At 62.2% G+C, this 2,220-nt stretch carries 1 protein-coding gene; it reads left to right on the forward strand.

What is annotated here, in order from left to right:
* The first annotated feature begins 704 nt into the window (after positions 1–704).
* On the forward strand, positions 705–2,093 hold the full coding sequence (gene ltrA, locus MTX36_RS29345; protein ID WP_243623179.1) for a group II intron reverse transcriptase/maturase: 1,389 nt from the start codon (positions 705–707) through the stop codon (positions 2,091–2,093).
* Positions 2,094–2,220: the final 127 nt, after the last annotated feature.

Raw genomic sequence — 2,220 nt, forward strand, 5'->3', positions numbered from 1 at the left:
CGTCACTGTCTCACTTGACTTGACACATAGGTGCGCCGTGGAAAGCGCTGATTGACCGAGTGGAGGTGAAAGACCTGCACCGCGAGCCCTATCGCAGTGGGGTGAGCGTAGCTGACGGCAGCCTGACCCGAGAGGTGTCGGTGAGGGCGAGAGCAGCCGTGACAACGCCGGGACGGTTCAGCACTGCCAGATGAATCGGGTTCGGCAAGCGAGATGCAGAGGTGTACGAGAGAAACCGGCGTTTTACGTCCCGTAATGAGTCACCGACCCGAAACCTGGCGGACCTGGGTCGGTCACGGCGCGCACCTGCTTCCTCATCACGAAGCAGGGAACTCCTGGGCAGGTCTCTATTTGCAGGTCTGGGAGGCCACGGTGAATGCCTGCGGCGTAACCGTGGCGATGCCGTCGGGACAGAGTCGGGCGCCTACTGCAACAAACGGTCAACAGTGAACACGGGAACCGCTGCGGTCCTCACCACCTCCCGCGCCGCCAGCGCGGGAGGTGGTTGGGTTCACCGTCGGCCGATCGGGCCGCAGCGGGGCGGAGTCGCCGTAGTACTCCGAGGCCGGGAAAGCCGGTCACATGGGGAAGGGCGGCAGCAGTTTCGAGAAGGGAAGGACACTGCAATGTCAGAAGATGCGTCGCCGAATGGCCACGCCCCGATCCACTTCGGCCTTTCGGGGTCGGTAGGTCGGGTACTGGAGATGCAGACCAAGCTTCACCGTTGGGCGGTGGCCGATCCCGGCCGCCGGTTCGACGACCTGTTCAACCTCGTGCACGACCCGGCGACGCTGATGGTGGCGTTCGACCGAGTCGCGGGTAACCAAGGCGCCCGGACCGCCGGTGTCGACGGCCTAACGGCCTTCGATGTCGAACGGGACATCGGTGCCTCGGCATTTCTGGACGGTTTACGCTCGGACCTCAAGTCCGGCGGATTCTCGCCCCTACCGGTGCGGGAACGCAAGATCCCTAAGCCAGGTGGGTCGGGGAAAGTCAGACGCCTCGGTATTCCCACCGTGGCGGACCGGACCGTTCAAGCTGCGCTGAAACTAGTGCTTGAACCCCTCTTCGAGGCCGACTTCATGCCGGTCTCGTACGGGTTCCGACCCAAGCGGCGCGCTCAGGACGCGATCGCCGAGATCCAGCGTTTCGGCACCAAGGGCTATCACTGGGTGCTCGACGCCGACATCGAGGCGTGTTTCGACTCCATCTCCCATTCGGCCCTGATGGATCGGGTGCGAGCCCGAGTCAAAGACAAACGGGTCTTGGCGCTGGTGAAGGCGTTTGTCAAGTCCGGCATCATGACCGAGACCGGAAGTACACGACAAACACATACCGGCACCCCGCAAGGCGGCATCTTGTCTCCGCTGCTCGCCAACGTCGCATTGTCTGCGCTCGATGAGCATTGGCACCGTGACTGGCTTCCCGGTGGCAGGATGGACAGCCAGTATCAGCGCAGGAAACGCCGCCGGCACAGTGAGCCTAATTGGCGAATCGTCCGCTACGCAGACGATTTCGTGATCATGGTTCACGGTAACGCCGACGACGCCCAACAGATCAGGGACGAGGTGGCTCGTGTGCTCGAGCCCTTGGGTTTGATGCTGTCAGCAGCGAAAACCCAAGTCGTGCACATCGAGTGTGGGTTCGACTTCCTCGGGTTCCGCATCCAGCGGAGCCGCAAGCAGGGAAGTAACAAGTGGTACGTCTATACGTTCATCGCCGACCGGCCCATCAGATCGGTGAAGGACAAGATTCGTGACCTGACCCGCAGGACGTCACAGGCAGACCTCAAGAACGTGCTGATCCGGCTCAATCAGATTATGCACGGCTGGGCCAACTACTTTCGACATGCCGTCGCGAAGCACACATTCGGAATGCTCGAGGACTTCCTCTGGCGACGAGTGGTCATGTGGCTCAAGACAATGCATCGTTGGACGTGGTCGGACGTTCGTAAGCGGCTCCTCGGCCCGCATGGGTCGTGGCTGCCAATCGCTGCGGATGGAGTCGAGTTGATCAATCTGTCGCGGACACCGGCGATAACCCGGTACCGCTACCGAGGCAACACGATTCCCGGCCCTTGGGCGCCTGCTTGAGAACAGCCAAGCGGCAGAGACTGTGGAGAGCCCGGTGCTCAGTAATGGGCACGCCGGGTTCGGAGAGCGGCCTGAAGAAACGGACCGATGGCAACATCGGTACCGCGCTTCAGGCCGACTCAACCGC

The sequence above is a fragment of the Rhodococcus sp. ARC_M6 genome, from assembly GCF_022810305.1.
In the GTDB taxonomy this organism is placed as follows: Bacteria; Actinomycetota; Actinomycetes; order Mycobacteriales; family Mycobacteriaceae; genus Rhodococcus_F.